The organism is Mesobacillus subterraneus, from assembly GCF_000934845.1.
Classification (GTDB): Bacteria; Bacillota; Bacilli; order Bacillales; family Cytobacillaceae; genus Mesobacillus; species Mesobacillus stamsii.
This window is the reverse complement of record NZ_JXIQ01000139.1, coordinates 1-7,002: the sequence shown is the minus strand read 5'-3', so window position 1 is coordinate 7,002 and position 7,002 is coordinate 1. Positions and strand designations below refer to the sequence as shown.

General features: G+C 50.1%; 6 protein-coding genes. 3 read left to right on the top strand and 3 right to left on the bottom strand.

The window, feature by feature from the left end; all coding sequences use genetic code 11:
- The first annotated feature begins 171 nt into the window (after positions 1–171).
- Together UB32_RS16145 and UB32_RS16140 are read left to right on the top strand one after the other, a co-directional pair.
- On the top strand, positions 172–1,797 hold the full coding sequence (locus UB32_RS16145) for an SWIM zinc finger family protein (RefSeq protein WP_044395592.1): 1,626 nt from the start codon (positions 172–174) through the stop codon (positions 1,795–1,797).
- Between the two features lie 55 nt (positions 1,798–1,852).
- Positions 1,853–4,675: a DEAD/DEAH box helicase gene (locus tag UB32_RS16140; protein WP_044395590.1), complete on the top strand. Its 2,823-nt coding sequence runs from the start codon at positions 1,853–1,855 to the stop codon at positions 4,673–4,675.
- Between the two features lie 369 nt (positions 4,676–5,044).
- On the opposite strand, the gene UB32_RS16135 is transcribed toward UB32_RS16140, so the two are convergent.
- Together UB32_RS16135 and ssb are read right to left on the bottom strand one after the other, a co-directional pair.
- A complete protein-coding gene (locus tag UB32_RS16135) occupies positions 5,045–5,251 on the bottom strand; it encodes a hypothetical protein (protein ID WP_044395588.1) in 207 nt (68 codons plus the stop codon).
- Entirely contained in the window at positions 5,244–5,615 is a 372-nt protein-coding gene (ssb, locus tag UB32_RS16130; RefSeq protein ID WP_044395586.1) for a single-stranded DNA-binding protein, read from the bottom strand. The genes UB32_RS16135 and ssb overlap by 8 nt, the downstream gene beginning before the upstream one ends.
- 250 nt (positions 5,616–5,865) lie before the next feature.
- Here ssb and UB32_RS16125 point away from each other — a divergent pair, with 250 nt between their 5' ends.
- Entirely contained in the window at positions 5,866–6,297 is a 432-nt protein-coding gene (locus UB32_RS16125) for a YwpF-like family protein (RefSeq protein WP_044395584.1), read from the top strand.
- 34 nt (positions 6,298–6,331) lie between these two features.
- Here UB32_RS16125 and UB32_RS16120 read toward each other — a convergent pair whose 3' ends face one another.
- Positions 6,332–6,640 carry a hypothetical protein gene (locus UB32_RS16120; protein ID WP_044395582.1) on the bottom strand — a complete coding sequence of 103 codons (309 nt, stop codon included), beginning with the start codon at positions 6,638–6,640 and terminating at the stop codon, positions 6,332–6,334.
- Positions 6,641–7,002: the final 362 nt, after the last annotated feature.

The following is a 7,002-nucleotide window of genomic DNA, read 5'->3' as shown; positions in this document are numbered from 1 at the left end:
TTCTAGGAGGCGACACTAGACAGGCGTCTCGAGGGGCTAGGCGCTGGAGCTGGACAATTCTCGAAGTAATTTTATTCTTTCTTAAGTATATTTAGTATATAAAAGAGTATCCGTGCTTTTTGTCGAATCATCGGTTATTTGCAAAATTGTTGGGGGAACGGGGGAATTGCTGTGGCTGTCATACCGGAAAACCAGGCACTGATTTTTAAAGAAGCTGGTGCAAAACTGAATACGATCCTAAAGCCAGAGGAGCAGGAGGATGTGCGCCTTGTGCAGAAAGGGCTGATGCTCTACCATCAAGGGGCGGTCCACCACTTAAAATACATGGTGAACTCGATCTGGGCAACGGTCCAGGACGTGACACCGGTTCGTGTGTTTCTAAATGTGGATGATCCGCAGGAAAGCAGCTGCACCTGTCCTTCTGGATCGTTTTGCCGCCATCGGCTCGCGGCTTTTTTCCAGGCTTACAGCGACGTCGCGAGCGTCTCCGATTGGGTGGCAAACTGGCGCCAGCCGGCGATCGAACAGATCAATGCCGAAAAATGGGGGCTGAAGCGCGCGAAAGATCTCGTGAAAAACAACCAGCATCCAGGGCTTGATTATGATCGCTGGGTTGATTTTTTCCAGGAAAATTTCGCGGAAATCGTCCTTGCCCAAGGGAAGCCGCACGCCCATTTTGTCTCCGGGTTGTTTCGCCCCTATGCCATGCGCATGGAGAATTATGCCCCGGTGGAGGCTGGCTGGAGACCTCTCTATCTGCTTGCAGCGACATTGCATTCCTTCCGTTTGCTCACCGATCTCGCTGTTGATGCGGGCCACGATCAGGAAGCGACGATAAAACGATATTACTGGCCGCTGTTTGAGGATTTGTACCATGATGCCGAGAAACTAATCGAACGAATCGCCAGCGGGACGATGCCGTTTTCTTTTGATGCTGTTCTCGAGCGTCTGAAGGACGATTCGGTCCACTTGACGGTGCCGGCGATTCCATTGAGCTATGAGCGCATTGATTTATACCGGCTGCTGTGGGATAAACTTTTTCGCGACAATGCCTGGCGCAAGGCGGAGTTAGCACGGCTGGAAGCGTTTGGCGATGGCAAGCGCGATGAAATCGAGGAAGTTGCCTTGATCCACCAGCTGCTATTATCCAAGCAGGACGGAGATGCCTTCAAGCGGTTCACTGTGCTTCCGGTCCGCTCCCTTCCCTATTCGTTTTACTGGCTGGATGGCTTCCATGCCCAGCGCGAGTGGAACCGAATGGCGCCGTTCATTGAATACCTCGTCCAGCAGCTGCGGAATTATTTACTGCACTTGGGCGATTATTATTCCTGTAAAAAATTCACGCAGTATGCGTTGAATCTGATTCGGACATTTACCCGCGAACTTGGCCGCGGCGAGCTGTATGACCGGGCGCTGGCTCAGTCGATGCCTTATAGCTTTTACCAATACGAACAAACCTTATTTGAAAAAAAACACTATCAGCAGTGGAGCGAATTGCAGTCCTATTTTGGCTTTGAAGATTATGGGATTTCCGGTGAACAGCTGAAGATTTTGCAAAAAGAAGCTCCAGAAGTGTTGCTTCCGCTCTACCACCAAATGGCCGCCGATTTAATCGAGATGAAAAACCGCACTAGCTACAAGCAGGCGGTACGAATCCTGAAAAAACTGCGGACTGTTTATAAAAAGCTGAAGCGGACACCGGAATGGGAAGCATTTTTCGCGAAGCTGCTCGTGAAGACGAAACGACTACGTGCCTTTCACGAGGAGTGTAAGCGGAGCAAGCTGATACAAGAATGACGGAAATAGTACGATAGCGGAACGGCAGGGGATGTTCCGGGAGGTGGAGTTTACGATGGAAATCAAGCAGATTCATATCGATGTGATCCCGATTGCAGACGGGCGTTATTTTTTAACTGGCGAGGATCTCAATGGCGTGGAGCTGGAGACATACAAATGGAAAAAGCTGCTGTTTTTCCGGCATAAGGAAAGTTACTACGGGACGATGCTGGACGAAGACAAATGGGGCGTTTCTCAAGGAGTGATCGTAAGCGCCTGGCAGCTGGTGACGCTGTTCGGCAAGGAGAGCTTCAACCGGCTTGTGGAGTGGGAGTGGGATGCCGCTGGCGATATTTGCCTGTCGACGGCCCATGCGATTTACGATGCGATCTTGGCGAAGGAATGGCATCCCGATTTCAGCGAGCTGGACGCCGAGAAGTTTCACTGGAAGCTGCCCGAGAGCGTGCTCGATGAGTTTCATCAGCCGTTCTGGGAAGAGCAGCTGGTGATCAACGATCGCCAGTTGCTCGTGCGCGAGTTCGTCGCCGAGCTGTTTCATCATGGGCTCGAGTCTTATTTTCATGAAAATGAAACGATGAAATACTTGCTTGGCGACAAGCTCGATGTGCTGCGGAACCAGCAGCTGACGGCAACGCAACTGGCAGCGTTTTTTACCGAGGACCGCTGGCTGGAGTGGATTGGCCTCAAGGAAAATCCGGCGCCGTTTGCGATCGGGCTGCGGCTCGAGGAGCCACCCGATGATTTTGGCGCTTGGAATCTTACATTATTTTTGCGCGGAAAAAACGAGCCGATGCTGATCGCAGCTGATGACTACGCAAGCTATCCTGCCGGCTGGGAAGCGTTTAGCGATCGCGTGGACGATGAAGAAAAGCGGCTGGCGGCCATTTTTCCACAGCTTGAAGTAGACGGCCGTTTGAAGTCGCTCCTTACCGAAGAAGAAGCGTGGATGTTTTTAACCGAAGCGAGCGAGACGCTGATTGCGCTCGGGATTGAAATTCTCCTCCCTTCCTGGTGGGAAGCGATCAAAAACGCGAACCTGAAGGTGAAGGCCCGGATGAAGGGCCAGACTGGCTACCGCCGTTCGTTTGTCGGCTTGAACGCGATGCTGGAGTATGACTGGCGTTTCTCGATGAACGGCGTCGACTTAAGCGAGGACGATTTTCAGCGGCTGGTGAATGAAAAGCGCCGGCTCGTCTATTTGAGAGGCCGCTGGATTAAGCTGGATCATGGGTTCATCCACCAGATTCAGGAAATGATGAAGAAGGCCGATAAAGAGGGCTTGCATATCCGCGATCTGCTGCAGCAGGAGCTGGCAGCGGAGGAGGAAGCGGACGAAGAGGTCGATGATCCGCGTGCGTTCGCGAAAATCCAGATCGAGCTGAACCGCCACTGGAAGCAGATGATCAAGCAGCTGTCGGAAACGAAGGAAATCCCGGATGTCCCGGTGCCTGCGGGCTTGCACGGCGAGCTGCGTCCGTACCAAAAGCTCGGAATGAACTGGCTGCTGTTCCTGCGGACATACGGATTTGGCGCCTTGCTCGCCGATGATATGGGACTCGGAAAAACGGTTCAGCTGATCTCCTATATTTTGGCGGTAAAGGAACAGGAAGCCGTCGGACATCCGTCGCTGATTATTTGTCCGACGTCGGTGCTTGGCAACTGGCAGAAGGAACTCGAACGCTTCGCACCTGATTTGCGCGTCCATTTGCATTACGGGCCGAACCGCCTGAAGGGGGCCCTTTTTACCGAAGAAGCAATGGCAGCGGATGTGGTGTTGACTTCCTTTGGCCTGACGCATCTGGACTTCGAAGTGCTCGAAAGCGTCGAATGGAGCGCGATCGCGATTGATGAGGCACAGAATATCAAAAACGCTGACACGAAGCAGTCGCGTGCCGTGCGGAAGCTGAAGGGCAGGCATCATATCGCCCTGACCGGCACGCCGATGGAAAACCGGCTGTCCGAGCTATGGTCGATCTTCGACTTTACGAATCGCGGCTACCTAGGCAGCGCTGGGCAATTTCAGAAAGAATTCATTTTGCCGATTGAAAAGGAAGAGCAAACCGAAAAAATCGCCAAGCTGCAGTCGTTGATCAAGCCGTTCCTTTTGCGGCGGACGAAGAAGGACGAAGAGGTGGCGCTCAATCTTCCTGATAAGGTAGAGCAGAAGGAATACTGCCCGCTGTCGGCTGAGCAGGCTTCCTTATACGAGCAGCTCGTCAAAGACACTTTTGCGAAAATCGAGACATTGTCTGGCTTCGAGCGCAAAGGGCTGATTTTACAAATGCTAAGCAGGCTAAAGCAGCTGTGCAACCACCCTGCCCTGTATTTGAAGGAAGAAAATCCGCAGCAGCTGATCGACCGGTCGGCGAAGATGGAGAAGATGATCGATCTCGTCAGCGCCGTCCTCGAACAGGAAGAAAGCTGCATCATTTTCACCCAGTATATTCACATGGGCGAGATGATCCAGGCCGCGTTGAAAAAGAAATTCTCCATCGACGTCCCGTTCCTGAACGGCAGCCTGCCGAAAGCAAAGCGGGATGAGCTAATCACGAAGTTCCAGGACCGCCAGTTCCCTGTGTTCCTGCTGTCGCTGAAAGCCGGCGGCACCGGACTCAATCTAACCGCAGCGAACCACGTCGTCCATTATGATCGCTGGTGGAACCCAGCCGTCGAAAACCAGGCAACCGACCGCGCCTACCGCATCGGCCAAAGCCGCTTCGTCCACGTGCACAAGCTAATCAGCACCGGCACACTCGAAGAAAAAATCGACGAAATGCTCGAAAAAAAGCAAACCCTAAACGACCAGATCATCCAAAGCGACAGCTGGATCACCGAACTCTCCACCGACGACTTGCAAGAATTGGTGTTTTTGTCATAGCATAAAAAAAACCGGCTATTGCTCTGCCGGCGTCTACTTTGAGGGGGATTGGAGATTCTGTTCTTGAATTTCTCTCTCGAAGATCCTTAGTGAAGTGTACCGAGGAAATTCTTCTTGTGTATTTTGTTCGTTCTGTTTTTGTCGGTCATTCTGGTTTGGGAGTTCTGGGTGATGGTTATGGTTGGTGTAATCTGGATGGGTAGTTCTGGATGTTGGTTCTAGGTGGATAAATCTAGATGGGTAGTTCTGGCGGATCATTCTGGATGTGCTTCTGGATGGATTCGTCTGGAGGGCACTTTTGGCGGTTTCTTTTTATGAAATCAACTGGATGTCCTCTTGGCGGATCATGTTCGATTTGGCCTTGGAATATTATTTTGGGACGTAATCTCTTCGGCTGGAGTTAGGACGCGGCGGCTCGGCAATGAAGGAGTAGACGCGATGGATTTGCTGCTCTTTGGAGGCGGCTTCGAGCTGGCGGACACGCCTTTTGAGTTCGTCGATCATCTCATTGTTTTTTCCAACCATTTTAATCAGGCTGACCAGCAGCCCTTCAATCGTGCCAGTTTCATTAGGCAAAGGGAAGCTCCTCTCTTTGCGCCACAGATTGGACGGGCTGCGCTGACTTTGAACTTAAAAATCTTACTCCATCGGCCACGACCTCGGTCACATAGACACGCTTCCCGTCCTGATTATCATACTGCCTTGTCTGGATGCGGCCAGTCACCCCAAGAATAGCGCCTTTTTTGCAGTAGTTTGTCGTGTTCTCGGCCGTCTTGCCCCAAAGAATACAATGGACGAAGTCTGCTTCGATTTCGCCGCTGGCATTTTTATAATGCCGGTTGACTGCGAGCGTAATATTCGACACCGCCTTGCCTTCAGCTGTGTATCTCAAGTCCGGGTCCCGCGTCAATCTGCCTACTAGCGTAACTTGATTAATCACCTTTTCATCTCCTTTCTTTGTTATAGCCTGATACTATTCCTTATTTAGCCGTGTGTAAAATGTCGAAAATAGTCCTTTCCTCTGAAAAACAAGCGGTAACTGCCTTGAATTTTATGGAATTTATCAGTTTTCCGTTTGCCTCGCCCTACGGAAAATTCATTTCCCTTTATTTCAAATTTTTCATTCGACAAATTCGTTTTCGAATTGCTCTGTGTTATAATTTGAACAAGTATTACGGGAGGTGGTTGACATGAAGACGTTCAAACTGATTTCTATGCAGCTGGCTGATGAGGATTCTTTAGTAGATATCGAAATGAAGGACGGCCTGATCATCAACAAAGAGGATGACAAAGGCACCTGGCTTGTTGAGGCTTTTACCGACCATAAGTATATCCCGTATTTTCAGGATGCACTCGACAAGGAAAAAGAAATCATCGTCCAAGTCGTCATCACCAAACAGGAAAACGACCCAGCCGCATTCCTGACAAAAGTGAGCAGTGTGAAACAGCTAAAGACCCATGCCAGCATCCTTTTATCAGGAAAGCTAACAAAACCAAAAAGCGATTACCCAGAAAAGCTGCTCGAATACCTGCTCGAAAAAGGATATACCGGCGAACAGCTGCTAGCAGAATTCAAAGAAAAAATCATTCAAAGACCAAAGATATTACAGTCGAAAGAATAAAACGGACAGGAATTCAATCCTGCCCGTTTTTTTGCTATTGGTCCGTATTGTTCTTATCATTTCGATCGATTTTGTCCTCTACAGCATCTTCACCAGGCGTATTGTTGTCCCTCATCAAATCGCCATCGTTGTTCGTGTTGACGTCTGGAGTGTCGGGCACATTCTGATCGTTCACGCCATTATCATTGACCCCGTTATTGTCGTTCATATTGCCATTATTGTTCGCAGGATTGTCGACGTTCCTATCCGGCGGAGGGTTTTGATCCCCATTAGTCGCGCATCCAGCAAGAAACATAGCCGAAAGCAAAGATCCGCCAATTAACAATAAAAGCTTTTTCTTCATCGGTAAAAGCCCCTTTCATAAGTAGGTATTTTTGAGACCTGTTGCACAAGTCTGCCGTTAGCTTGCCCACTTATAAAAAATTTATTTACTTCGGACAGCTTTTACGGAAAAAGGCAGGAACCTGTCCGAACTTGGGCTTACTTCGGACAGCTTTTACGGAAAAAGACGGATACCTGTCCGAACTTTGGTCTACTTCGGACTACTTTTACGGAAAAAGGGGGAAACCTCTCCAAACTTGAGCCTACTTCGGACTACTTTTACCGGAAAAGGCGCAATCCGGTCTGAACTTGGGCATACTTCGGACTACTTTTACGGAAAATGGCACAAACCGGTCCGAACTTGAGCTTACTTCGGACTACTTT